22 protein-coding genes and 1 pseudogene are annotated in these 25,042 nt (G+C 55.8%); 5 read left to right on the forward strand and 18 right to left on the reverse strand.

Annotation, left to right across the window (positions count from 1 at the left end; translation table 11 throughout):
- The first annotated feature begins 26 nt into the window (after nucleotides 1-26).
- The 4 genes from ACXADZ_RS04690 to ACXADZ_RS04705 all read left to right on the forward strand — a co-directional run bounded on the left by ACXADZ_RS04690 (nucleotide 27) and on the right by ACXADZ_RS04705 (nucleotide 3,967).
- Entirely contained in the window at nucleotides 27-1,703 is a 1,677-nt protein-coding gene (locus tag ACXADZ_RS04690) for a formate--tetrahydrofolate ligase (RefSeq protein WP_475193054.1), read from the forward strand.
- A 58-nt stretch (nucleotides 1,704-1,761) separates the two neighbouring features.
- Nucleotides 1,762-2,067, forward strand: coding sequence for a chorismate mutase (locus ACXADZ_RS04695; protein ID WP_475193056.1), 306 nt, complete (start codon nucleotides 1,762-1,764; stop codon nucleotides 2,065-2,067).
- A 52-nt stretch (nucleotides 2,068-2,119) separates the two neighbouring features.
- Nucleotides 2,120-3,010, forward strand: a complete 891-nt coding sequence (folD, locus tag ACXADZ_RS04700) for a bifunctional methylenetetrahydrofolate dehydrogenase/methenyltetrahydrofolate cyclohydrolase FolD (RefSeq protein WP_171669281.1) — start codon at nucleotides 2,120-2,122, stop codon at nucleotides 3,008-3,010.
- A 99-nt stretch (nucleotides 3,011-3,109) separates the two neighbouring features.
- Nucleotides 3,110-3,967, forward strand: a complete 858-nt coding sequence (locus ACXADZ_RS04705) for a LytTR family DNA-binding domain-containing protein (protein WP_253762724.1) — start codon at nucleotides 3,110-3,112, stop codon at nucleotides 3,965-3,967.
- Between the two features lie 2 nt (nucleotides 3,968-3,969).
- On the opposite strand, the gene pdeM is transcribed toward ACXADZ_RS04705, so the two are convergent.
- The 15 genes and pseudogenes from pdeM to ACXADZ_RS04780 all read right to left on the reverse strand — a co-directional run bounded on the left by pdeM (nucleotide 3,970) and on the right by ACXADZ_RS04780 (nucleotide 19,598).
- A complete protein-coding gene (pdeM, locus tag ACXADZ_RS04710; RefSeq protein WP_171669280.1) occupies nucleotides 3,970-4,632 on the reverse strand; it encodes a ligase-associated DNA damage response endonuclease PdeM in 663 nt (220 codons plus the stop codon).
- A 40-nt stretch (nucleotides 4,633-4,672) separates the two neighbouring features.
- A complete protein-coding gene (locus ACXADZ_RS04715; protein ID WP_475193065.1) occupies nucleotides 4,673-7,084 on the reverse strand; it encodes a ligase-associated DNA damage response DEXH box helicase in 2,412 nt (803 codons plus the stop codon).
- A gap of 40 nt (nucleotides 7,085-7,124) precedes the next feature.
- Nucleotides 7,125-8,432, reverse strand: a complete 1,308-nt coding sequence (locus tag ACXADZ_RS04720; protein ID WP_475193070.1) for an ATPase — start codon at nucleotides 8,430-8,432, stop codon at nucleotides 7,125-7,127.
- A gap of 117 nt (nucleotides 8,433-8,549) precedes the next feature.
- Nucleotides 8,550-9,095, reverse strand: a complete 546-nt coding sequence (locus ACXADZ_RS04725) for a prepilin peptidase (RefSeq protein ID WP_475193075.1) — start codon at nucleotides 9,093-9,095, stop codon at nucleotides 8,550-8,552.
- A gap of 3 nt (nucleotides 9,096-9,098) precedes the next feature.
- Nucleotides 9,099-9,950 (reverse strand): tetratricopeptide repeat protein, encoded by an 852-nt coding sequence (locus ACXADZ_RS04730; protein WP_475193079.1) that lies wholly within the window; start codon nucleotides 9,948-9,950, stop codon nucleotides 9,099-9,101.
- Between the two features lie 29 nt (nucleotides 9,951-9,979).
- Complete coding sequence (locus ACXADZ_RS04735) at nucleotides 9,980-10,561, reverse strand: tetratricopeptide repeat protein (protein WP_171094176.1); 582 nt, start codon at nucleotides 10,559-10,561, stop codon at nucleotides 9,980-9,982.
- Between the two features lie 15 nt (nucleotides 10,562-10,576).
- Nucleotides 10,577-11,552: pseudogene (locus tag ACXADZ_RS04740) on the reverse strand (type II secretion system F family protein).
- Between the two features lie 9 nt (nucleotides 11,553-11,561).
- Entirely contained in the window at nucleotides 11,562-12,530 is a 969-nt protein-coding gene (locus tag ACXADZ_RS04745) for a type II secretion system F family protein (RefSeq protein WP_475193086.1), read from the reverse strand.
- A gap of 11 nt (nucleotides 12,531-12,541) precedes the next feature.
- On the reverse strand, nucleotides 12,542-13,984 hold the full coding sequence (locus ACXADZ_RS04750; RefSeq protein WP_171094170.1) for a TadA family conjugal transfer-associated ATPase: 1,443 nt from the start codon (nucleotides 13,982-13,984) through the stop codon (nucleotides 12,542-12,544).
- A 24-nt stretch (nucleotides 13,985-14,008) separates the two neighbouring features.
- Entirely contained in the window at nucleotides 14,009-15,247 is a 1,239-nt protein-coding gene (locus tag ACXADZ_RS04755) for a CpaE/TadZ family protein (protein ID WP_475193094.1), read from the reverse strand.
- Between the two features lie 208 nt (nucleotides 15,248-15,455).
- Complete coding sequence (locus ACXADZ_RS04760) at nucleotides 15,456-16,076, reverse strand: OmpA family protein (RefSeq protein WP_171094167.1); 621 nt, start codon at nucleotides 16,074-16,076, stop codon at nucleotides 15,456-15,458.
- Nucleotides 16,077-16,092: 16 nt separating this feature from the next.
- On the reverse strand, nucleotides 16,093-17,466 hold the full coding sequence (locus tag ACXADZ_RS04765) for a type II and III secretion system protein family protein (RefSeq protein WP_171094164.1): 1,374 nt from the start codon (nucleotides 17,464-17,466) through the stop codon (nucleotides 16,093-16,095).
- A 194-nt stretch (nucleotides 17,467-17,660) separates the two neighbouring features.
- Nucleotides 17,661-18,542: a Flp pilus assembly protein CpaB gene (gene cpaB / locus ACXADZ_RS04770; protein ID WP_171094162.1), complete on the reverse strand. Its 882-nt coding sequence runs from the start codon at nucleotides 18,540-18,542 to the stop codon at nucleotides 17,661-17,663.
- Between the two features lie 284 nt (nucleotides 18,543-18,826).
- Complete coding sequence (locus tag ACXADZ_RS04775) at nucleotides 18,827-19,066, reverse strand: hypothetical protein (protein WP_475193104.1); 240 nt, start codon at nucleotides 19,064-19,066, stop codon at nucleotides 18,827-18,829.
- A 304-nt stretch (nucleotides 19,067-19,370) separates the two neighbouring features.
- On the reverse strand, nucleotides 19,371-19,598 hold the full coding sequence (locus tag ACXADZ_RS04780) for a Flp family type IVb pilin (RefSeq protein ID WP_171094161.1): 228 nt from the start codon (nucleotides 19,596-19,598) through the stop codon (nucleotides 19,371-19,373).
- A gap of 353 nt (nucleotides 19,599-19,951) precedes the next feature.
- Between ACXADZ_RS04780 and ACXADZ_RS04785 the strand changes: the two genes are divergently transcribed.
- A complete protein-coding gene (locus ACXADZ_RS04785) occupies nucleotides 19,952-20,818 on the forward strand; it encodes a lytic transglycosylase domain-containing protein (RefSeq protein WP_475193109.1) in 867 nt (288 codons plus the stop codon).
- A gap of 36 nt (nucleotides 20,819-20,854) precedes the next feature.
- Here ACXADZ_RS04785 and ACXADZ_RS04790 read toward each other — a convergent pair whose 3' ends face one another.
- From ACXADZ_RS04790 to topA, 3 genes are all read right to left on the reverse strand, one after another.
- Nucleotides 20,855-21,481 carry a 3-oxoacid CoA-transferase subunit B gene (locus tag ACXADZ_RS04790; RefSeq protein ID WP_050603192.1) on the reverse strand — a complete coding sequence of 209 codons (627 nt, stop codon included), beginning with the start codon at nucleotides 21,479-21,481 and terminating at the stop codon, nucleotides 20,855-20,857.
- Nucleotides 21,481-22,185 carry a CoA transferase subunit A gene (locus tag ACXADZ_RS04795; RefSeq protein ID WP_171094159.1) on the reverse strand — a complete coding sequence of 235 codons (705 nt, stop codon included), beginning with the start codon at nucleotides 22,183-22,185 and terminating at the stop codon, nucleotides 21,481-21,483. Before ACXADZ_RS04795 ends, ACXADZ_RS04790 begins: the two co-directional genes overlap by 1 nt.
- A 91-nt stretch (nucleotides 22,186-22,276) precedes the next feature.
- Nucleotides 22,277-24,895 carry a type I DNA topoisomerase gene (gene topA / locus ACXADZ_RS04800; protein WP_475193118.1) on the reverse strand — a complete coding sequence of 873 codons (2,619 nt, stop codon included), beginning with the start codon at nucleotides 24,893-24,895 and terminating at the stop codon, nucleotides 22,277-22,279.
- Nucleotides 24,896-25,042: the final 147 nt, after the last annotated feature.

Consider the following 25,042-nt stretch of genomic DNA (forward strand, 5'->3'; position numbering starts at 1 on the left):
CGGTATTCAATTAAGGACCCCGGCCAATGAGCTACAAATCCGATATCGAAATCGCACGTGAAGCGAACAAAAAGCCGATTCAGGAAATCGGTGCCAAAATTGGCATCGACTCTGCGGATCTGCTGCCCTACGGCCACGATAAAGCCAAGGTCAGCCAGGACTTCATCAACTCGGTTCAGGGCCGCGAAGACGGCAAACTGATTCTGGTGACTGCGATCAACCCGACCCCTGCAGGTGAAGGCAAAACCACCACGACTGTTGGTCTGGGTGACGGCCTGAACCGCATTGGCAAGAACGCCATGATTTGTATCCGCGAAGCCTCGCTTGGCCCGAACTTCGGCATGAAGGGTGGCGCTGCAGGTGGCGGTTACGCGCAGGTTGTTCCGATGGAGGAAATGAACCTCCACTTCACCGGCGATTTCCACGCCATCACCTCGGCCCACTCGCTGCTGTCGGCGATGATCGACAACCATATCTATTGGGGCAACGAGTGTGAGATTGACACCCGCCGTGTCGCATGGCGTCGTGTGGTCGACATGAACGACCGTGCGCTGCGTCAGATCACCGCCAGCTTGGGCGGCGTGTCGAACGGCTATCCGCGTGAGGCTGGTTTCGACATCACCGTGGCGTCCGAGGTCATGGCGATCCTGTGCCTGGCCAACGACCTGAAAGACCTGGAAAAGCGTCTGGGTGATATCATCGTTGCTTACCGCCGTGACAAGACACCGGTCTACTGCCGCGACATCAAGGCGGAAGGTGCAATGACCGTTCTGCTGAAGGACGCGATGCAGCCGAACCTGGTGCAGACGCTGGAAAACAACCCGGCCTTTGTTCACGGTGGCCCGTTCGCGAATATCGCGCATGGCTGTAACTCGGTCATCGCGACCAAGACCGCTCTGAAAGTCGCTGACTATGTTGTGACCGAAGCGGGCTTTGGTGCCGACCTGGGTGCCGAAAAGTTCATGAACATCAAATGTCGCAAGGCGGGAATCGCTCCGTCGGCAGTTGTATTGGTTGCGACTGTACGCGCGATGAAAATGAACGGTGGCGTTGCCAAGGCTGATCTGGGTGCCGAGAATGTCGAAGCCGTTCAGTCGGGCTGTGCTAACCTGGGCCGTCACATCGAGAACGTGAAGTCGTTTGGTGTGCCGGTCGTCGTTGCCATCAACCACTTCGTCACCGACACCGACGCCGAAGTTCAGGCCGTGAAAGACTATTGCGGCGAGCACGGGGTCGAGGCGGTTCTGTCGCGTCACTGGGAACTGGGTTCGGAAGGGTCTGCTCCACTGGCCGAGAAAGTTGTTGAAATCGTTGAAGGTGGTTCCGCGAACTTCGCGCCGATCTACCCCGACGACATGCCGCTGTTCGAGAAGATCGAAACCATCGCCAAACGCATCTACCGCGCGGACGAGGTTCTGGCCGACAACAAGATCCGCAACCAGCTGCGCGAGTGGGAAGAAGCCGGTTACGGTAACCTGCCGGTCTGCATGGCGAAAACCCAGTACTCGTTCTCGACCGATCCGACACTGCGCGGCGCGCCGACCGGTCACTCGGTTCCGGTACGTGAGGTTCGCCTGAGCGCAGGTGCTGGCTTCATCGTCGTTGTCTGCGGTGAGATCATGACAATGCCCGGTCTGCCCCGCAAACCGGCTGCTGAAACCATCTGCCTTAACGACGCAGGTGAGATCGAGGGCTTGTTCTAAGCCGCATTTTGAACCATCTCGTGGTCCGGGGACTTCCCCGGGCCATGAGGAGACCGCGATGCCCACTCTGACACCGCCGCAAGACTGTAACACGATGCAGGAATTGCGCGTTCAGATCGACCGGCTGGACCGCCAACTAATCGACATGCTGGTGAAACGCGCCAGTTACATCGACCGAGCGTCTCAGTTGAAACCCGGCGAGGGGCTGCCCGCCCGAATCCCGGACCGTGTCGAAGAAGTGGTACAGCGCGTGCGCAAGAGTTCCGATGAACTGGGTATGGACCCTGATCTTGCCGAAGAACTCTGGCGTATTTTGATAGACTGGTCGATTGCCCGCGAAGAGCGTGTGCTCGGCTCTGACTGACTGAGCGGGCGCATTTTGCGCCCGATCCGTTTTTGAAAGAAGGGATCAAAGGATGGTAGCGCAGGTTATCGACGGTAAGGCATTTGCGGCCAAAGTGCGCGCGCAAGTGGCTGATCAGGTTGCTAAGCTGAAAGAAGAAAACGGCATCACCCCCGGCTTGGCGGTGGTTCTGGTCGGTGAAGACCCGGCCAGTCAGGTCTATGTCCGCTCAAAGGGCAAGCAGACCGTCGAAGTTGGCATGAACTCGTACGAACACAAGTTGGATGCCGAAACATCGGAAGAAGATCTTCTGGCCCTGATCGACAAACTGAACAACGATCCTGCCGTACACGGTATTCTGGTTCAGCTGCCGCTGCCCAAGCACCTGAACGAAGATCTGGTGATCAACTCGATCGACCCGGCCAAGGATGTGGACGGCTTCCACATCTCGAATGTGGGTCTGCTGGGTACCGGTCAGAAATCGATGGTCCCCTGCACGCCGCTGGGATGCCTTATGATGCTGCGCGATTATCATGGCTCGTTGTCGGGTATGGATGCCGTGGTGATTGGCCGTTCGAACATCGTGGGTAAACCGATGGCGCAGTTGCTGCTGGGCGACAGCTGCACCGTGACCATCGCGCATTCGCGCACCAAAGACCTGCCGGACGTTGTACGTCGCGCGGACATTGTTGTGGCCGCTGTCGGCCGTCCCGAGATGGTGCCGGGCGATTGGATCAAGGAAGGCGCCACGGTTATCGACGTGGGCATCAACCGTATCGAGCGCGACGGCAAGAACAAGCTGGTTGGCGATGTGGATTACGCAAGCGCGGCTGAACGTGCGGGCGCAATCACCCCGGTTCCGGGTGGCGTGGGTCCGATGACCATCGCGTGCCTACTGGCCAACACTCTGACCGCCTGTTGCCGGTCCAACGGTCTGCCAGAGCCTGAAGGTCTGACTGCTTAAGTTCGAATTGTGGGTCGGGCCGTGCTAAGCGGCCCGACACCCGTCCCTTGAGCGCAATATAAGATCGGACTGCCCCAAAGCGTCAGGGGCGATCGGATTTTGAATGACTTCCCCAGCTTGAAAAATCGTGATAAGCCCGTATTCTCAGTTGTTTACAGGTTAGTTTCCCTTGTGTGTATTGCACTCGGGCAATGTACGTACAAAAGCAGTATGACGTCTAAGTTAAGTTTAATTCGAAATGCATGTACTCCGCAGAGAGTTACAGCGGGTGTGGTTTTTCTTCCTTTGCTGGCCTATGCGTTTCCACCTTTTCTTGTATCCGAGCTAAATTTTGGTTTGCGTCTGTTATTTTGGGTCGGGGTGATGGTTCTGGCGCTTTCTGTAACCGGGCTGGTTCGGAAACTGATGCTAAACAGCCCTCTGCTGTTAAACATTCCAGCCCGTGATTTAGCCTTCGCTGCTCTGATCCTGACAATTTTTACGCCGTCGCTTTGGCTGTTGGCGTGGATCTTGTTCACTTGTGGTGGCCAAATGGCACCGGGGGCGCAAACCGTGGCTGTTTATGGGGTGTTGTTGGCCACAGGTCTGGTTTTTGTGCAGCGTCATGAATTGCAGGCTGCAGTGGCACCTACGTTCAAGGATGAAAAACCGAGACTTGTCAATCGTTTGCCGCCTGATTTCGATGGGCAGATCTATCGCCTGACTGTTCGGGATCACAATGTGGATGTCGTGACCTCAGAAGGTGTTTTTACGCTCCGGTCACGGTTTACGGATGCCATCGCCGAGATGGAACCGGTTCCCGGTCATTGCTCGCACCGCTCACATTGGGTGACTGATGACTCCATCACTGGTGTAGAGAAAACAGGCGGCAAGACTTTTCTAAAGCTGGTCAACGGCGATCTGGTTCCCGTCAGTCGCAAGTACAAACCAATGCTGGAACAGGACGGTTTGATCTGACCTCAGCGCGGCATCGGTATCATGTGCGGGTGCGGGCCGGTCAGGATTGCTGTTGCATTCTGGTCCATGAGGTCGGCCAGAACCCGGTCTGAGCTGCGCAACCCACCCGTGAAAGCACCGTAAGCTGGCAGGATCAACCGGTTGCTGTCCAACAGAAAAGCGGGCCGAGAGATATGTCTTCCTTTCACACGAATTTGCGCTTTTGGGTGGTAATGGCCAGAGACTTCTCCTTGCGGATGGTCCTCTGCGATATGGCGAAAGACCAGCGGATCGCAGCGCCATTCGAACAAGTGTGTACCGCCCAGCTCAATCGGCCCAGGATCGTGGTTGCCTTCGATCCATATCCATTTGCGCCCGGCCTGCAATGTAGAAATCCGAAGCCTTTCCGCTGAAGGCAACGCCCGCGCGGCTTCAAGGTCATCGAAGCTGTCACCCAAACATAGAACAGTTTCCGCGTTGGTGCGTTCCAAGTCATCTGCCAACCGATCCAATGTTTCGCTTGTGTCATAAGGGGGCAATGCGGGTCCACCGCGCCGCAGCATTCGTTCGGACTTACCAAGGTGCAGGTCTGAGACGCACAGTAGTTGGCGCTCGGGCCACCACAGTGCGCCCGATGGCAACGCGACGAGACGCTGTCCTGCTAAAGAAAACTCGCATATGTTCATGATACGTTCTTGACGCGTTTTTGCATCCGGCGCAAGGGGATCAAAGCTGATCAAGACCGGCCGCCTGCATCAGACGCGCGCTTTCCTCGGCCAGCAAACGCTCCTCTGCCGCGCCTTTGACGGGCACTTTCCCGACCTCAAGAAACAACGGAGCAGACAACGGCGAGACACGATCCAGGCGGAGCAGATCCACACGGTCGCCGATCCGATCCAGCATGGCTTCGATCCTGCCAAAATCAACCAGTCCACGCATGGCTTCTTCACGGGTGATCTGCATCAGCAGGTGATCAGGATCGTATTTCAGCAGGGTATCGTAAAGGATGTCAGACGAAAACGTCGCCTGCCGCCCGCTTTTCCTTTGTCCTAACGTATTGCGTTCGATCAGACCCGCTATGGTGGCAGAAGCGCGAAAGGTGCGTTTCATCACGGCATTGCCAGCCAGCCAGGTGTCCAACCCGTCGCGCAGCGCGTCGCGTTGAAACAACGGGGTAGGGTCGGTGACAGCATCCAGACCCCAGATCAGCGTGGCGTAGTCAGTCGCAACAAAGCCCATCGGGGCCAGGCCGGTATCCTCCATCCGTTTGGTCAGCAGCAGGCCGAGTGTTTGTTGCGCGTTGCGGCCGGCGAAACCATAAACGCATAGATGTTCCCGGCCGTCGCTTGGAAAGCTTTCGATCAGCAAGCGGTCGCGCTGGGGCAGGCGCGAGATCTGCCGCTGCAAGGCTAACCAATCCGCAGTATGAGAGGGCAGTTGCGGCCAGTCCCTTTGGGCAAACATGCGCAGAATGCGGTCGCTGAGCTGGGTAGAGGTCGCGAATTTCGTGCCCGAGAAGGTCGCGATCTTAGGCTTGCGATCAGCGCGGCGGCTGACCTCGACCACCATTTCGCGTAGGCCCTCATATCGCACGATTTGCCCGCCAATCAAAAAGGTGTCGCCGGGCGTTAATGAGGCTGCAAAAGCTTCCTCAACCTCTCCCAACGGCTTGCCGCCCCGGCTGCGTTTAAGACGTACTTTAAGGGTGTCTGTGTCTTGAATCGTCCCCAAATTCATACGAATGCGCGAAGCCGCGCGGAGGTCACGCAACTGCCATTGCCCGTCGGCACGCTGTTGTAAACGCTGCCAACGGTCGTAAGCCCTGAGTGCGTAGCCACCGGTGGCGCAGAAATCGAGACACGCGTCAAACGCGGGCCGGGCCAATCCTGCAAAAGGCCCGGCAGATGACATCTCGGTGTAAAGGTCGTCGGCGTCGAACGGTCCGGCACAGGCGGCAATCAGGATGTGTTGGCACAAGACATCGCGAGGGCCGGGACCACGCGGTTCACCATCCAGATCATGGGCTTTTGCGGCCTCCAGAGCGGCGATGCATTCGACCACCTCAAACCGGTTGGCAGGCACCAATAGGGCCTTGGACGGCGCGTTATAGCGATGATTGGCGCGTCCGATCCGTTGCACCAGACGTTTGACGTTCTTTGGTGCGCCGATCTGAATCACCAGATCCACATCGCCCCAATCAATGCCCAGATCCAAAGAGCCTGTGCAAACGATGGCGCGCAGATCGCCCCGGACCATCGCAGCCTCAACCCTCTCACGCTGTTGCCGGTCCAGGCTGCCGTGATGGATGCCAATCGGCAGGCCGTCGTCGTTTGCCAGCCACAAGTTGTGAAAGAAGATTTCGGCTTGCGCGCGGGTGTTGTGAAAGATCAGCGTAGTTTTGTGTTGCCGGACCTGTTCGAGCACGGCGGGGATCGCATAGGCCGCGCCACCACCGGACCACGGCGGCATCTCGACCGTTTCCAACATTCGGATGTCCGGGTCCGGGCCGGGATCTGCTTGCACGATCTGGCATGGGTCAGGATGGCGAGCAAGAAAACGGGCAATTGCACCAGGGTCCTCGACCGTGGCCGACAAACCAACGCGGCGCAGATCGGGGTTGAGGCGCTGCAGACGCGCCAAGGCCAGCATAAGCTGATCACCGCGTTTGCTTTCTGCCAACGCGTGAATTTCATCAACGATGATCCGCTGCACCCCATCAAACATACGTGGCGCATCCTCGTAAGAGGTCAAAAGGGCCAGACTTTCGGGCGTTGTCAGCAGGATATGAGGCGGATCTACGCGTTGGCGTTTCTTTTGAGTGGCTGAGGTGTCGCCTGTGCGATCCTCGATCCGGATGGGCAGGCCGATTTCGTCCACAGGCGTACGCAGATTACGTTTAATGTCCGCCGCCAGTGCCTTGAGGGGTGAAACATAAATCGTATGCAGCCCGCGATGAAGGCCGTCAGAAAGCTCTGCCAATGTTGGCAGAAACCCGGCCATGGTCTTTCCGCCACCCGTCGGCGCGATCAGCAAGGTCGCGGGGTCTTGCGCCCGGTTGAACATCTCATGCTGATGCGGGTGAATGGACCAGCCTTTGGCGGAAAACCATGTGCCAATCCGAGCGGGAATCTGCGTCATGAACACAGATTACCCGCCCGGCGGAGGAATTGGCATGGCGTTATTTGACGATTTTTTCGTCTTTTACGAACATGTTGGCCCAAGCACGGTCGATCAGTTCGGGGCTCATCTGATAGGGGATGCCTTCGAACTCGCAGATCGAGATCATCTGATCGATCAGGAAGATCGGCTGATAATTTGCGTAGATGTTGTTGATGGTCGGGTATTTGACCTTCAGCAGGTGCACCAGCGCTGCCTCATCCAGCGGCATTCCGCGTTTGCGGGCCACCATGGCAAAGATTTTCAGGAAGTTTTCCTGGTTCGGACCGTCGATTTTGATTTTGAAGAAGATCCGGCGCAACGCCGCTTGGTCGAAGATCTCGTTCGGGTGGAAGTTGGTCGAGAAGATGACCAGCGTGTCAAACGGCACTTCGAATTTCTCACCCGATTGCAGCCCAAGGATATCCTTGTTCTCTTCCAGCGGAACGATCCAACGGTTCACCAGCGCCTGTGGTGGTTCGGCCTGACGGCCAAGGTCATCCACGATGAAGATGCCGCCGGTCGATTTCAGCTGCAGTGGGGCCTGATATGTTCGAGCGGTCGGGTTGTAGACCAGATCCAGCATGCTCAGCGACAGTTCACCACCGGTCACAACCGTGGGTCGTTCACATTGGACATAGCGCGAATCAAACCGTTTGCGGCGACGCAGGCTGTTGGGGTCGTCTGGCTCTTGATCGATCGCAGTGTGTACGATCGGGTCATAGACGGTGATCACCTGACCGGCATATTCGATGGCGTAAGGCACATAGACGTTGTCCCCAAGCGCGTCGCGGATACCGTTCGAAATCGAGGATTTACCGTTACCCGGAGGGCCGTACATAAGGATCGACCGGCCCGCGCTTACTGCAGGGCCCAAGTGGTCCAGCAGACTGTCGGGCAGAACCAGATGACCCATTGCACCAACCAGTTGCTCTCGGGTGACTTGGATGTTGCGGATAGACTGGCGTTTGACCTGCTCGCGATACACGTCCAGCGGAACAGGCATTGCGCCGAAATACTCTGATTGGCTGAGCGCGTCCAATGCACGGGCCTTGCCGGCATCGGTCAGCTGATACCCCATCTCGTTACCACTGTTGGCATTCAGCGTTCCGGTCGCTTCCAGCAGCTTCTGGTCACGTGCTATGTCGACCAATTCCTGCGTCACAGCACCAGGCAGACAGATGGCTTCTGCGATTTCAGAAACGGTGCTGGCATTTTTGCGGAAGACGGTTTTCAGCATAATGTCCCGCATCATCACCAGCGGAAGTCTCATTTCACCCAGGCCTTTTGGGGCAGGGGGGGCCATAACTGCGGAAGTCTGCATATTCATGCGCGTTGCTCGTTCGTCAAATTGTCACGCCAAATGCCCGAATGGGGGCGGTTTGGAGGAAAAATGACCCAGCTTTGTGGCGGGACAAAGGCAATCGCAAGGCGTGCTGATGATAGTTTACGATCCGAGAACAGTGCCCAAAATCAGATACATGGCCAGTGAGCCTGCCAGAGCCAGACCCATTGGGAACTGTTTGCCACGATCCCAGCTTTCCCAATGTGGTGCAATGGCCCGCAGCGGTGTGTGCTTGGCCAGCCGATGTGTGACAACAGCAGCCAGAATGCAGGCCATGAGGATCATTACGATAACCATGAAGTCGTTCGACCAGAGAAAGGCTGACGCTGCCGCCATAAACTTGGCGTCACCTGCGCCCATGGCTCCTGCAGCATTTAGAATGATGCCTAATAGCAAAACCACAACGATATGAAGCAGTTGCCAGCCATAAACCGGTAGCGACACAGACAAAGGCCCCAGACTTCCGCTGAGCCATTCCGAGGACCAGGGCGGAAGTGCGATCAATCCAACCACCACAAAGACGAGCGCCAGCGCGTAAACTGCGTGGTTTTTGATCCGCATGTCACGCATATCGGTGAAGGCTACATAAAAACAGATCGGCAGCACAAACGGCAAAAACCAAGCCGCGGCGGCTGCGGGGATGAGCATGTATCAAGCCCCTTCAAGCGCACGAAGCGAGCGGACCGCTTCGTCAAAATGCTGCGGATGGGTTGCGATCGCTTCGCGGAACAGGTTCTTGGCGGTTGCCACGTCGCCTTGTTTGACCGCCGAAATGGCCATCGTGTTTAGCAGCCGTGCGCGTTCGATCTGGCTCATCGGAACGACGGGCAAGCTATAGTTTCCCTGTGCCGACCGGGCGAGGACCAGATTGTTTTTGGCAGTGAACAAAGAGCTGTCCTGACGGATGGCATCAGTGAACAGGCGTTCGGCCTCGGCATATTGACCGCGGGTCAGTTTTGAATAACCCCAGTTGTTCATCACGCTGCCTGGCCGAGTGGTCAGACCGACAGCGGTTTCATAAAAGTGATCCGCCCGCTTCCATTCTTTGCGTAAATCCGCGACCACCGCTTCAAGGCGATACCGTTTGAAGGTTTCAAGGGTGGGTGGAACGGAATCCAGAACGGACTTGGCCTGTGTCCAGTCACCGTTGCGTACCAATGCATCTGCGTATTCGACTTTGTCAGAGGCGTTCGTACCCTTCATCGTCGTCACACGTTTCCAGGCGGCGGCGGCTTCGGTCGTGCGTTTTGCCCGGCTTAGAGAAACCGCCAGTCCGCGCTGAAGATCGATCCTGTCGGGGTTCTTGAGCGCGGCGCCCTGAAAATAGGTCACAGCCTCATTTGGGTCAGCTGCGGACAGTAGCACATCGTTCAGGTTGGTTTCGTCAATGACGTTCACCTCTTGAAAGGTGCGTTCAACCTTTTCCTCTTCGGTTTCCTGTGCACAGGCCGAAAGGATCAGACCGCTGAAAATGACAGTCGGAATCAAGAATTGCTGGCGCATTTTTGCGTCCTTTACTGCTCTTGCCTCAATTACTGGATCTTGCGGAGCGTAAATTGCCCATCGCCCTGCTGTTCCAGCGTGTATTCTTGTTCTTGAACAGTAGTATTAACAGGATTTTCCATTTTTGCGAGTGCTAAGCGCAGATTGTCCCGGATTGCGTCACTTTCGCCATTGTCCAACGCAAACGCCCGTTGAAACACCTGTGCGGCCTCGGGGTATTCCTGTTTTTCCATCAGCAGAACGCCCAGATTGTTCCAGGCAACCGGCCAGTCAGGGTCGTCCTCTACAGCGCGGCGCAGAAGCGTTTCAGCCTGGCCCAGTCGTCGCAAGCCAAGATTTGCCGTTCCCAGAGACGTCAGGATCTGCGTCGTCATGCCCTGATCCAGGGCCGCGCGGGAAAAAGACTTCAATGCCAGTTCATATTCTCCGGCGGCCATTAGTCTGTTGCCAACCGCCATGCTGTCTTCGGCTTGGGCGTTGTGATCAACACCCGGTGCATCCAGGCCGTTAGATGACGGCCCTTCCGTGCAGGAAACCACCACAGCGCAAACCGTGGTGGCCCAGAGTATTCGGCGAACCCCGAAAGGGAAGCACCTGAAGTCAGTTTTCATAGGGTTCTATCCGCCCTAGCGACCAAAACTCGAAATGACGTTTGCCGACGGGCCGACCAGAATGATCAGCAGTGGCGGAACTGTCAGCATCATTGTGACAAGAGTTCATCTTGGTCGGCAACTTGTTAGCAGCTTCTTCGGCGCGCATGACCCGTTTATCGCGCATCTCGCCAGCGTAAACCCGCAGCGCTTCGGCAATGGATGTACCGAACGTGGCCGATTGGATCATAACGGTGACAAATGAGGTCACATCCTGGACCCCACACCGCGTGCCAAAGTCCCGCAGAACCGTGTCTTTGTCCTTACCGGCCTTCATTTCGTGGGCGACGATTTCGAACTCCTGCGCAATTTCCGGGTAAGATGTATTCATTTCGCTGGCGACACGCACGATCGCCTGATCCAGCGATTGTCCGGCTTCAACGCAAACCAGCATCAGGTCAAGCGTGTCTGGAAAGCCTGCGGTAATCGCTTCCTGCCGCTCGGCCACCCGGCGTGTGATCCAGTATTTGGGAGCATAATAGCCAATTGCAGCTGGAACAAACACCCGGATTATCATCTGTTGACCGGTGAATTCCTGACCGCTGGAAAAGACCGTAATCAAAAGTACTCCGACCAGGATGCCAATAATGCCCAGCGCAAACTGCGCAAAGTGGAAAAACCGCACCGAGTCCTTTGATCGATACCCAGCCTGACGCAGCTTCAACTCAACCGCCGAATATTCTTCCTCGTTCTTAGGCTCAAGGAAGTTTGCGAATTTCTCAAGCTGTTCGTTGCGGCTTGAATTACGCAAACGCTCTTTCTTGTCTTTGGTCTGCTTTTTGGGGGCAACGTTCGACCTTTGCAGCTTTTTCAGCGGGTCCTCAGGCTGATTAATCATCAGCAACACGGCCACGATAATCAAAAGCAAGCCGAGGATACCCACAGCTATGAGCGGCCCAAACTCACCCAAGTTCTGGGTCAAAAGGTCATTGATTCGCGTCAGAAATTCCATTGGCTGTCCTCAGACCTTGATGTTGGTGATGATCTTCATGACAATCAGGTTCAGCGTCAGAAGTATGCCGACTACGAAACACGCAGGGATAAACCAAGGGTGGTCCATAACGTCGTCGTAGTACCCGGGATCCTTGACCAGGATGAAGATCAAACAGGCGACGGGAAAGCCGGACAGAAACTTGCCGGACCACTGCGCTTCGGCGGTGATGGCCTTTACCCGGCGGAAGAGGCGGAAGCGAGCCCGGATCACTTGGGCGAGGCCGGCCAGAATTTCGGCCAGGTTACCCCCTGATTGCTGTTGAATGCCAACAGCCACGGCCAAAAAACGTAGATCCTGCATGTCCAAGCGCTCGGCCATGTCTTTCAACGCCTCGCCAACGTCGCGGCCATAGGCGCATTCGTCCGCAATGACCCCAAATTCGGTACCAAGCGGATCCTGAACTTCATTCGCAACCACTTGAATGGTCGAAACAAACGGGTTGCCGACGCGCAGCGAGCGGACCATCAGTTCAACCGCGTCAGGCAGTTGTTCTTCGATCATACTCATACGTTTCTTGGCCTTGTGATTGACCCACGCGTAAACGCCGCCGATACCAATCGCGATCGAGATTGCTGCCCGCAGCGCGGTATCTGTGGCTGTACCGATGCTCAGCCCGACAAAAGCGACGCCGGACACCAAAGCCATGATCATGATCAACTGGCGAGGTGAAAATGCAATCGCCGCCTTCTGAGCCTTGTCCGCGAGCAGGGAGTACAAGGGGATGCTTTGCGATTTCATATGCTGCTGCATTTCTTTGCGCAGCTGTTCCAGCACCTGTTCGCGCCCAGCACCCTTTTCCAACATGTCCAGGCGGCGATTTACTCGGCTGTTCAGGCTGATGGACTTGCCAAAGGCGACAAGATAAATCCCTTCAACCAGGGCAAGAACCCCCACAAAGATGGCGACATAAATGATCGCCTCCATAGGCAATTGCATACCCGGTTCTCCTACATTGTGGTTGGGTCGTAGATCGACGCAGGCAGATCAAAGCCCCACAAACGGAAGCGTTCCGAATAGTGGCTGCGCACGCCGGTTGCGGTGAAATGTCCGATGATCTTATTGTCGGGTGTCAGGCCAACACGTTGAAAACGAAAGATTTCCTGCATCGAAATCACATCGCCTTCCATGCCTGTAATCTCGGTGATCGAGGTCATGCGGCGCGAACCGTCCTGCAGACGGCTTGCCTGTACGATCAAGTTCACAGCGGACGAAATCTGGCTGCGGACGGCCTTGATCGGCATTTCGATCCCGGCCATGGCGATCATGTTTTCCAGACGCGAAATCCCGTCACGGGCCGAGTTGGCGTGGATCGTGGTCATTGATCCATCGTGGCCGGTGTTCATCGCCTGCAACATGTCGATCACTTCCGCGCCACGCGTCTCACCCACGATGATGCGGTCAGGGCGCATACGCAGGGCGTTTTTCAGGCAGTCGCGTGGGCTGACTTCGCCTTTACCTTCCACGTTGGGCGGACGGCTTTCCATCCGACCCACGTGTGTCTGTTGCAGCTGAAGTTCTGCCGTATCCTCGATGGTCAGAATACGCTCGGCATCATCGATAAAACTGGAAAGCGCGTTCAGCGTCGTGGTTTTACCCGAACCGGTACCGCCGGAAACGATCACGTTCAGGCGGGTTGACACTGCGGCTTGCAAATATGCTGCCATTTCTTCGGTGAACGCGCCGAAATTGACCAGATCGTCGATGCCAAGCTTGTCTTTCTTGAACTTACGAATCGAAACCAGCGATCCATCCACGGCAATTGGTGGAACCATGGCGTTAAAACGCGATCCATCCGCCAGTCGGGCGTCAACGTAAGGGTTTGATTCGTCGACACGACGGCCCACAGCGGACACGATCTTGTCGATGATCCGCATCAGGTGTTTTTCGTCCTTGAACGTAATGTCGCTGAGTTCCAGCTTACCGGCGCGTTCCACGAAAATCTGTTGGGGGCCGTTCACCAGAATATCGTTGACCGTATCGTCCTGCAGCAGAGTTTCGAGCGGGCCGAGACCCGTCACCTCGTCATACAGTTCCTTATTCAACTGTGACCGGTCTTCGCGGTTCAGAACAATATTCCTGGTTTCCAGCACCTCACTGGCAATTGCGCTGATTTCAGCCCGCAATTCAGCTTCGCCCGCGTTTTCCAACGCGGCAAGGTTCAGGTTCTCCAGCAGTTCCCGGTGCAGTTCGATTTTGATCTCGCCCAGCCGTTCCTTGCGTTTGCGATCACGATCAGAACCCGCAACCTCGCCGGGTTTCTTCTTTTGGGGTTTGCGTGCAACCGCAGTCGTAGTCGCGGGGGCCTCTGCAACGGGCGCTGCCGGCTCGGCAGTTTGTGCCGGCGTTTTCACGGGCTGTGCAGCGGACGGTTTTTTATATCTTGAAAACACGGCAGGTACCCCTTTGGTAAGTTGTTACGCAGCTTCTTCGGCGCTGCTGCTACCAAGGCTGTGAAGCGATTTCGCCAGTTTCGCAATTTCCCGGCGCAATGGATTTTTGGCGGCCGAGTTTGCCAGCGGGAGACCGTGGTCACCGCTTTGCATGACTGGTTTGCCCCCGTCGGGCAATTGCAGATCAATTGAGATACCAAGGCTTTCGCCCATACGCTTTACCCGGCTCTTACCGTTGAGATCGGTAAACTTGGGCGCGCGGTTCAGCGCAAAGCGCAGTTTGTTGAACGGCAGCTCTTCTGCTTGCAAGGCGCGTTTCAAACGCAGTGCATTCTGAGCGGAACGCATGTCCAGTTCGATCATAGCGAAGTACACATGTGCGGCTTGCAAGACAGTTTCGGACCACAGGACCAGCGTCTTTGGCATATCGACGATCACGTAGTCAAAATGCGCACGGGCCATATCGATGACACGCTGAATATCGTCTGGCGTAATCAGATCCAAGGGCACCATATCGGACGGCGCTGTCAGTACTTGTAGCTTTTCTTCATATGTTTGAAGGGCTTGTGAGAAAACTTCATTGTCCATCGACTCTGTGTCTGACAACATCTCAAAGACTGTTTCGCGCCGCGGAAGATCCAGATAGGTGGACACGGTCCCGTACTGCAGATCCAGATCGATCAGGCAAACAGACGGTGCATCCTTGTCCGACGCGCAGGCAAGCTCCCACGCCAGGTTGACGGCCATAGTGGTCGCGCCGACACCGCCAGCCAGTCCGTGTACAACGAACAACGCGCCCTCTTTTGAGTCCCCTTTAGCCAAAGGCACTGCGGCGGCCTGTGCGACTACTACGGGGTCGGGCTGTTTCATCCGCTCAATCGCTTCCTGCAATTCACCTTCCGGAAGCGGGTAGGGGACGAATTCGTCAGCGCCCTTACGCAGCAGTTGATGCAGCGAGGCGGGAGTTACATCCTCGGCGATCAGGACAACTTTGATCTTCTTTTCCTTGGCTTGTGTGATGATCTCACCCATCAGCGAGAGACTGTCTTCATCCTCGCCGTCGATAGCCAATGCTACGAATTCAAGTGTTTCAGCTTCTGGTTGGCTAAAAAAGGCCAGCGCCTCGGCAAAGCCCAGATCACCCCAACGCTCTCCCAGAATGGCCTCCATGTCTTCGATCAAAAGATCGAAATTCTGGACATCCCGGCTGATGGTGCAGGCCAAAATTGCTGTTTCGTCATCTTGCGGCGTCGCGCTGGTCATAAACACTATCCTCGTCGTGAGGGCTCAGCATGTCATATGAACGAAATCCGCCAAATTGATGTGCTGTCGCCCCAATACGGTCAAATTTGGCCGCAGGTCACCCTATTGTTCACAATGTTGCTTTGAAGTTGGGCGAGAATTGGGCGCAAAAGAACCAATTGTAGGGAAATGGGCGACGATGCCGCCCATTCCGGATGAATTATCCACTTTATTCGGATACTTCCGTGGTGCTTGAGTCGATGTAGCTCTCGCGCGTGGCGCTTTCGACGTATTCGCGGTAGATGACGGCGGCATACTTGCCGTCCAACTTCTGAATGCGGCCATCAACGAAGCCAGAAACTTCAGTCACGGTTCGGCGATTCCTGCGGTCGCGGTTTTGCGTTGCAATCAAAGGTTGGCTTTTGCCGAACGAAACGACGGCTTCAAGCCTGGATCTTGAAATCCCCTGTTGCACCAGAAAGTTAACTGCAGATTGCGCGCGGCGGAGACCAAGGCTTTGGTTGTAGCTGGTCGAACCCACAGCGTCTGTATGGCCGTAAACCCGGAAGCGAGCTTCAGGGAACTGTTTGATCCAGTCAGCTTGCTGTAACAAGATTCGCTGTGCTGACGCGTCCAGCTGTGAACTGTTAAATGCAAAATTCACCTGGCTCGGCACATCAGCGGCAAAGCGACGGCTCAGAATCTGAGCGTAAGTCAGTTCACCATTCAGGACCTGCGTGTTGTTCAGTGTCGCGTTGCCAAAAGCACCCTGATCAGCTTCATAGCCAGCCTCACGGGTACATGCCGAGACGGCGACCGTAAGACCCAGTGTAATGATCCACTTGTTCATTGGTCTGTCCTCCTCATCAATCTAAGACGTAGCCGTAAGAGCTTCCGAAGCTCTGTTTGGCAACTTCGGATGCAGCACCTGCGCCCGTGCGGGTCGTGCGCGCGGTTTTCCCATTCAGGAACAGATCAAATTCACTGGGAGGTTTGACGCGATCAGTTGGTAGCGCCAGCGCTTCACCCCGGGTCGGAGACACCAGATGCGCGGTGACAATGACCACAAGTTCACTTTGGTCACGTTGAAAATTAGCGCTACGGAACAGGGCTCCCAGAATTGGAACATCTCCAAGCCATGGCACTTGATTGGCCTCGTCTACAAAGTTGTCCTGCAGAAGCCCTGCGATGGCAAAACTCTCCCCGTCGCGCAATTCAACTGTGGTTTTGGCTTGACGCACGATAAAGCTCGGAACGGTGTCTCCGTTGATCGTGAAGTTCGAGCCGGGATCGATGCTTGAGACCGATGTGCCCATCTCCAGATTGATCAGGTCACCGTCCACAACCCGTGGAGTAAACGCCATCTGAACGCCGAAAGGCTTAAACTCGATCGTAACGACGCCGTCATCCTGCGGAACAGGGATCGGAACCTCACCACCAGCCAAGAAGGTTGCTTCCTGCCCGGAAAGCGCTGAGAGATTGGGTTCAGCGAGGCTGCGAACAAGGCCCTTCGTCTCGAGCGCTTGCAGCAGCAGGTTGACCTGGGCTGAACCGACGCCGAAACCAAACAACAAGACGCCATTTTCAACCTGAACAGGGGGAACAAGGTTCTGCGGATTGAAACCACCGACAAAGTCAGTGCCGTTAATAGAAAGCGTCGAAGAAAGCTCTTTTGCGACCGAGCGATTCATCTCGGCAAACCGAACCTTCAGCATAACCTGCTGAACGCCACCGACCGACATCAGGTTCGAAACGCGCTCCGGCGCGTAGCGTTCGGCCAATTCTAGCGCGCGTGCCAGTTTGGCCGCGCCTGAAACTGTCCCGGACAAGACGATGCCATCATTTGCGGTCCGAACTTCAATGGGTTCATCGGGCAAAATCTGACGCAGACGTTCTTTAAACTCTGTAACGTCGGGCGAAACGCGTACGCGTACGTTGGCCAACAAGTTGCCGGCCCCGTCAAACAGGGTTAGCGTCGTCAGGCCGGGGGCCTTGCCCAGAACATAAATAGTTCGATCCGATAATGACGAGATATCCGCAATGCCCGCATTTGCAATGCTGAGCTCGGCAAAGGGTTGCTCGCTTTCAACGACGATTGCGCGGTTCATGGGGACATCCAGTGTTTCCACTGTACCCTTTTTTACCACGCGCAAAGTTTCAGCCCAGGCGGCGTCGCCAACCGGACTTACAACAAGCGACAACCCCAGCAGGGTTGCGCTGATCCAGGAACGTATTGTCATGTGACCTGCCTCTCCGATCACGCCTCGTTTTTTTGGGTCTTATGCCCTATAGGAAAACAGACTGCGCGAATTCCAAATTTATTGCAATAATCAATGGTTTCTGGAATGTTCCTTATGTGGAGAATTGGCAACAATCATAAAAAAAGAGCCGCACCCAAGGTACGACTCTGATCTAGTAAGGTTCTGAATTGGCGTCAGTTTGTGCAGGGAATTGGCACGTTGACGATCTCACCGCCGCGTCTGATGCGGGTTGTGCAAACCTCTTCAACCTTTTTCTCTGGTTCAGGGGCAGCAGCTTGAATACCAAGCAGCTTGCGCTGGTCGACCTCGATCGTTGACGCAACAGATTCATCGGCGACGCCAACCAATGCCAAGGATAGTCGCCCTGAATTCTGGGCTTGGGCCAGCGCGGCGACCTGTTGAGGAGTCACCGCAACAGTGACAGTTCGCGCGATTGTCGTATTGGCTACGTCTGAACCTGCTGTTTGGTCGACTGCGATCAGCTGTACATTGGTTTCGATCAATTTGGTAATACCGCCACTGCCATTTCCTTCAATGGTACCGCTGGTGCCGGTCCAGTAAATGTCAACATTGTCACCTGGGCGCAGAAAGCCGGAAACACCCGAGGCAACATCGACGCTGATTGCGAAGGCCCGCATTCCCTTTTCCAGGCGCGAGGTCAGCCCCGCCTTTTCACCGGGTTCGGTGATTTTGACAGCCATGATCGCTTCGTCTTTTTCCATCGTTCTCAGAACGAAACGCTCAGTAGGGCCGCTTTCAGGGAACAATGCGGTGAGTTCCGAGAAAGTGCCTTCCGGAATCGCGTTTTCCGGCCAGTCCACAGCACGGATGTCTTCTTGGGTCAGACGTTCGCCATATTTCAGCGCACGATTCGAGACATAGACAGTTACAGTTGGAATCACCTCGACCTGGGCATTGGCCAGAGCCTCTTCTGCGGCCAGTCTTTGACGGGCAAGCTCGTTCTGGTAGGCCGAGATATAGTTGCGCGCCATATAGACTGCGCCACCGGCCAAAGCTACGCCGACAATCAGGACAAGTCCGAATACCGCTCGCATGCGAGTACCTCTTTATTTTGTTTTGTCGAACACTAAACGGCCAATAGGTCGTTTTGAAACAGCCTATGTCTTAAAAGCAAATTGTGTCGAAATGTGGGACAAATATGTCTGTTTGTCAGTTTCGCCGTCAAAATCCGCACAATTTTTTGCTCGAGTCGTTAGGCTATTCGAGCGGAATAGGTTCGCGGCGGATGCAAAAACGCCACGTCCTAAAGGACGTCGCGTTTTTTCGCGCCGATAACCGTGACCAGCTTAGACTGCTTTAGGCAAAATGCGGCCGAGCTTTAGCTTCCGCCACCTGCGGTGCCCTCTGTTACAAGGCCACCGGGCGTGCTGTTCGAGCCGGTGCTGACTACAGATGTACTCATGGCTTCGTTGACGTTGCCGCCCAAGCCGTCAACGCTTGAGCTGATGACAAAAAAGGTCGCGCCCGACAATCCTATGAGCACAGCAGTCAATACCACCCAATCAACTGTCACAGCGCCCGCTTCGTCGGACTCAAACCGATTTAGGAAACTGAACATGAGTTTCTCTCCAATACTTATATCATTTCGTCGTTTATTAAAAACTCGCCGACAACTGGTTCATCTGCATGGCGGAAATCAGGCCAAAAATTGATTTCGAAAAAAACGCAGCCCTCTCAGCTTGCCAGATGCTTTATTGATGCGGCCTGTCCTAAAATTTGATTGCAAATACTGTGGTGCGAGCCTCAGCGCGGCACGCACACATGGGTCACCAGCCGACGTTCAAGTTGTTTGGTCTTGCGAGTGATCACAAAAAAAGACCGCGCCAAAAGGCGCGGTCCCGATACCTTACTAAAGCAAAAGCTTAGTTGGTGCCTTCGCCAGTGATACCACCGGTGGTGGTGTTGCTGCCGGTGCTCAGCGATGCAGCATTCAGCGCGGTGTTTACGTCGGTCGCCAGACCTGTGGCACCTGCCGAAATCTGGTTGTATGCAACGGCGGCCAGGCCGATGACTGCTGCGGTCAGAACAACCCAGTCAACTGTTACTGCGCCGTCTTCGTCTTTGCGGAAGTTCTTGATGAACTTGATCATGTTACGTCCCTCCTAAAGGATCTAAATAAGTCTAATGAACCTCGGCGTCTTCCAGAGCTTCCTCTCTCAGTCCGCTCCCGTCCGTCTCGGTATGCATCTATGTTTGCCTGTGAGGCGTGGCAGGAATTGGGCCAAACGCAGATTTTTTTCCGTGCAACTTAACTTTTTGGTTAGAAAATTAGTAACCAATTGAAAAATAACAAATAAAATATCGATTGATTTGCTTCGCACTTCCCTGGGCGGTGCAAAATTGCGTCAAATGAGGCGAAATTGCCCCATTTCGCTTTGTTTTTCTGGCATTGCGCGAAGATTCGGGGTTCAAATCGCCTAAAAAGAAAACATGAGGCAGGCAAATGAATCTCCGGACCGCACTCCAATGCGCCGGTGTACTGGCGTTTCTCGTATCGGGTGTCACATCTGTAGATGCGACCGAGGTTGAACCGCGCGGCGTGTACAAACGGATCAAGGCGCCCCAACCGGGGCAGCGCCCTCGGGTGACTGTACAGATTACTGCAGAAGAACATGCGACGCAGCCCTCAGCACCCAGTACAGGGGCTGAGATTTCGGTGCCTGAAGTTATTGCGCGCACCGAAGTTGCCCAACCTGTTCAGCCGGATTTGAAGCCTAAGCGTGATCCTAAAGGCTCGTACAAGGCGTTTTGGGACAGGATCTCGCCAGAGATCGCCCAAGGTGGGGCCGGGCGCCTGGATGCGGCTATTTCCGCCCTTGCTGCGACCAACGTCCGTTCGCCCCGCCTGCAAACGCTCCAGAATATTGCGCAGCAGCAGGGCAAAGAGATTCTGCGTTCAACTGTTGGAACGAATGTTTCGCCCGCACTTGTCCTGGCAGTCATCTCGGTCGAGTCGGCAGGACGGGTAGATGCGATCAGTTCCGCAGGCGCGCAGGGCCTTATGCAGCTCATGCCCGCCACGGCAGCTCGTTTTGGTGTGAAAGACAGCCTTCAGCCAGACCAGAACATCGCCGGGGGTGTGAAATACCTCAATTGGCTGATGGAAGAGTTCGGGAACGATCCGATTCTGGTTTTGGCCGGTTATAATGCGGGTGAAGGGGCAGTGCGCAAACATAGCGGCGTTCCACCTTACACGGAAACTCGGGACTACGTGCCCAAAGTTCTGGCGGCATTCCAGATCGCAAAGGCCTTGTGTGCCACGCCGCCCGATCTGATTTCTGACGGTTGCGTGTTCCAGACCTCAAACTGAATAAGGCCCGCCTTGATCCGGCGGGCCTTTGTGCATTTAAGAGACAAGCGTCGCTTGGGTCGCAGCGCGCATCTCGTCTTCGCTGACCCCATCGGCCAGTTCGACGATCTTCAACCCACCTTCGACGACATCCAGCACACCCAGATTGGTGATAATGCGATCGACCACCCCTTTACCCGTCAAGGGCAGGGTGCATTCTTTGAGAACCTTGCTGTCACCGTGCTTGTTGGTGTGATCCATCACAACGATGACCCGGCCGACACCAGCGACCAGGTCCATCGCGCCACCCATGCCTTTCACCAGCTTGCCGGGAATCATCCAGTTTGCTAGGTCGCCTTTTTCATCCACTTCCATTGCGCCCAGGATCGCCGCAGCGATCTTGCCGCCACGGATCATGGCAAAGGATGTGGCGCTGTCGAAATAGGCGGTGCGGGACAGTTCCGTGATCGTTTGTTTGCCCGCATTGATCAGGTCCGGGTCTTCTTCGCCTTCAAACGGGAAGGGGCCCATGCCCAGCATGCCGTTTTCGGATTGCAGGGTGATGTCCTTGTCACCCACATAGTTCGCCACCAGCGTCGGGATCCCGATGCCGAGGTTCACATACATGCCGTCTTCCAGTTCCTCTGCCGCGCGCGCGGCCATCTGATTGCGGTCCCAGGGCATTATGCGTCCTCCTTCTTGCGGGTGGTGCGTTGTTCGATGCGCTTTTCGTGATCGCCCTGAATGATGCGATGCACATATATGCCGGGCAGGTGAATTGAATCCGGATCCAATGAGCCGCGTGGCACAATCTCTTCTACTTCGGCCACGCAAATTTTTCCGCAGGTCGCCGCGGGCACATTGAAATTGCGGGCGGTCTTGCGGAACACGAGGTTTCCGGTGTCATCCGCCTTCCACGCCTTAACGATGGCCAAATCGGCGAAGATGCCTTCTTCAAGGATGTAGGTCTCGCCGTTGAAGTCTTTGTGTTCCTTTCCATCGGCGATAACGGTGCCCACACCGGTTTTGGTGTAAAAGCCCGGAATACCAGCGCCGCCAGCGCGCATCCGTTCAGCCAAAGTACCTTGCGGGTTGAATTCCAGTTCCAACTCACCGCTCAGATACTGGCGCATGAATTCTGCATTTTCGCCGACATATGAGCTGATCATCTTTTTGACCTGCTTGGTCTGCAGCAGGATGCCGATTCCGAAATCGTCCACACCGGCATTGTTCGATGCAAAGCTCAGGTCTTTGACGCCCGAATCCTTGATGGCCTCAAGCAACAACTCCGGTATGCCGCACAGGCCAAACCCGCCTGCGGCAATCAGCATGCCATCCGACAGCACTCCGTCGAGCGCTTCAGAGGCATTGGCATAGACTTTCTTCATGGAAAACTCCCCCAATGACATGGTGATGGGCAGGTTGTGCCGCCACGTCATGGGGAAGTCAATGAAACCAAGGGGGTGTTGGTATTTCTACCTATTCCGCCGCCTTCTTGGTTGTCTTCTTGGCTGCAGCCTTCTTCTTTGGGGCTGCCTTTTTCTTGGTGCCTTTCTTGGCGGCGCGTTCGTTCACCAGTTCGATGGCCATTTCCTGCGTCACGTCTTCGGGCTTGATGTCCTTGGGGATGGTCGCATTGACCTTCTCCCACTTCACATAAGGCCCGTAACGCCCATCTAGAACCTGCATTGCGCCGCCGTCGGGGTGTTCACCCAACTCTTTCAACGGTTTGGCAGCGGCCCGACGCCCGCGCCCTGGATTGGCGCGTTTTTCGGCTAGCATTTCAACGGCACGGTTCATGCCAATCTCGAACACATCGTTTGGGTCTTTGAGGTTGGCGTAAACCGGCTTTGCCTCTTCCGGCAGCTGATGCATGAGGTAAGGGCCAAACCGCCCGAAATTCGAGCTGATCATGCCACCTTCCGGGTGTTCGCCGATCTGACGTGGCAGGGACAACAGCGTCAGTGCCTTGTCCAGATCCATGTCATCCTTGCTCCAACCACGTGGCAGAGAGGCGCGCGGTGGCTTCTTGTTCTCGGGCGTGGGTTCGCCGCGCTGAACATAAGGACCGAAACGACCGGATTTCAGCCAGATCTCGTCCCCCCCATCTTCGCCCAGCAAACGTTCGTCCCCCTCGGCACCTTCACCTGCGATGGGGCGCGTATAGGTACATTCGGGATAGTTGCCGCAGCCCACAAACCCCCCGGTGCGCGAGGTTTTGAGATGCAGTTGGCCAGTACCGCATTTCGGGCAGATGCGCGGGTCCGATCCATCCTCACGCGGCGGGTACAGCTGCGGCGCCAGCGCTTCGTCCAGCTTGTCCAGCACTTCCGAAATTCGCAGCTCGGATGTCTCGCCAATTGCGGCCGAGAAATCGCGCCAGAACTTGCCCAGCAGGTCCTTGTAATCGCGGTCTCCGGCGCTGACGTCGTCCAGCTCTTCTTCCAGATTGGCTGTGAATTCATAACCCACATATTGCCGGAAGAAGTTCAGCAAGAAGATCGTAACGATCCGGCCCTTTTCTTCGGGGATTAACCGGTTCCTGTCCTTGCGCACATATTCCCGGTCCTGAATCGTCGTCACGATCGAGGCATAGGTTGACGGACGCCCGATCCCAAGCTCTTCCATCCGCTTAACCAAGGTGGCTTCGGTATAGCGGGGCGGCGGTTGGGTGTGGTGTTGCAACGCCAGAACGGCCTCGTTCTCGGACAGGATCGCGGCTTTTTCTTCGGCTTTCGCGAACTGATCTTTCAGCGAGGTTTTGGCAAAACGTGCCGGATCGCCTTGCATGATCTGCGGCAAGCGCTTTTCGTCGTCATCGGCTACATCGTCGCGACCTTCTTCATAAACGCGCATGAAGCCATCAAACAGAACTACCTGACCGGTGGCACGCAGGCCGACTTGCCCGTCATCGCTGCCGATCTCGACGGTGGTACGTTCCAACCGGGCGGCGGCCATCTGGCAGGCAATGGTGCGTTTCCAGATCAGGTCATAAAGTTTGCGCTGATCCTCATCGGTGACCTTCAGCGCCTTTGCGTCGCGTGACATATCCGTTGGGCGGATACACTCGTGCGCTTCCTGTGCGTTCTTTGCCTTGTTCTTATACATGCGCGGGCTGTCTGGCACATATTCGGCGCCATAGCGGTCCGCGATTGTATCGCGGGTCGCGGCCACGGCCTCGGGGGCCATGTCGATGCCGTCGGTTCGCATGTAGGTAATGTACCCGGCTTCATATAGCCGCTGCGCCACCTGCATCGCGTGGCGCGCACCCATGCCGAACTTGCGGCTGGCCTCTTGTTGTAAGGTTGACGTCATGAACGGCGCGCTGGGGTTGCGGGCTGCCGGTTTCGCTTCGACCGATGTGACGCTCAGCGCACGACTGGTGATCGCCTGCACCGCCAGTTCCGCCTGCGTGGCGTTGGCCAGATCGTGTTTATCCAGCTTTTTCCCGGCTAGCGTAACCAGCCGCGCCTCATAGGTCTGGCCGCGCGGTGTTTCGAAAAGCGCCTTAACCGACCAGTATTCAACCGGCTTGAACGCCTCGATCTCCATCTCGCGTTCGACGATCAGGCGCAGACAGACGGATTGCACGCGACCAGCGGACTTTGCCCCGGGCAGCTTGCGCCAAAGGACGGGAGAAAGGTTGAAGCCCACCAGATAGTCCAGCGCGCGGCGGGCCAGATAGGCCTCGACCAGCGGCATATCGACCTCACGCGGGTTCTGCATTGCCTGGGTGACTGCTTCTTTGGTGATGGCGTTGAACGTTACGCGGCTGACCGGCGTATCTTTCTTGATCGAACGGCGCTTGGTCAGAGCTTCTTGCAAGTGCCAGCTGATCGCCTCGCCTTCACGATCAGGGTCGGTTGCAAGGATCAGCGCGTTGTCTTCTTTCAGCGCGTCAGCGATGGCTTTGACATGCTTGCGGCTGTCATTGCCAACTTCCCATTTCATGGAAAACTCATGCTCGGGATCAACCGATCCATCCTTCGGAGGAAGGTCCCGCACATGGCCGTAAGAGGCCAAAACGGTGTAGTCGGGGCCGAGATATTTGTTGATTGTTTTTGCTTTGGCCGGAGATTCTACAACAACTACAGGCATTTAAGGGGAAACCTCGCTCGACGAATTTGGCGCCTTCTATGGTGGTGCAAAATGTGTGGGGCAAGCGGGAATTGTCAATGCGTTCCTTTTGCAGGCTGAAAAGCAACGTGATTTCAGGCAACTATTACAGCTCTCGTGCCGTTAGAT

It is taken from the genome of Ruegeria sp. ABM4_193 (assembly GCF_056158705.1).